This window comes from Vibrio sp. 1249-1 (genome assembly GCF_033340495.1).
Map to the genome: position 1 here is coordinate 1 of NZ_JAWOWJ010001155.1, position 521 is coordinate 521.

Annotated in this window: 2 protein-coding genes; both read left to right on the top strand. The window is 47.6% G+C overall.

Annotated elements, in window-relative coordinates:
* A partial coding sequence (locus tag R7Z50_RS31000) for a proprotein convertase P-domain-containing protein (RefSeq protein ID WP_318150212.1) occupies positions 1–128 on the top strand: 128 nt, incomplete at its 5' end.
* Between the two features lie 9 nt (positions 129–137).
* Positions 138–485 (top strand): hypothetical protein, encoded by a 348-nt coding sequence (locus R7Z50_RS31005; RefSeq protein WP_005464009.1) that lies wholly within the window; start codon positions 138–140, stop codon positions 483–485.
* Positions 486–521: the final 36 nt, after the last annotated feature.

The window sequence follows — 521 nt, forward strand, 5'->3', positions numbered from 1 at the left end:
ATATCAAAACCACTTTCCAAGTTGATTTCTCTGGTTTTGAATCGCAAGGTTCTTGGGAACTAAAAGCCGTCGACAGTGCCAGAAGAGACACAGGTACAATCAACAGTTGGTCTCTGACATTTCAATAAGGAGTGACTATGAAGAAGCTGACCTTACTTTCCGTAACGGCGGGGAGTTTGACCGCGCTATTGGCGATTGGCATGAGCGCCACCAGCCTTGCCAACAACCAAGGCTTTCCTCTTGTGGATGAGCGTCCAACAAGTGCAGAGCAACAACCGGCTCGCTATTTTGTGAAATATCACAAAGGGAAAGAAAGCGAAGTGAGAGCGCTTCTTCGTCACAACAACCTTGAAGTGGTCGATGCTTTGGTGAAACAGCAAGTGTTGGTAGTAACCGGCTCTCAAGAAGATGTCGACAAGCTTTCCACCAGCGATGCGGTTGAGTACACCGAGCAAGAACCAACGAGAAAGTTGCTGTCCCAATAAAATAGCCTCAATAAGAAAAACGCCCCTCACGTGAGG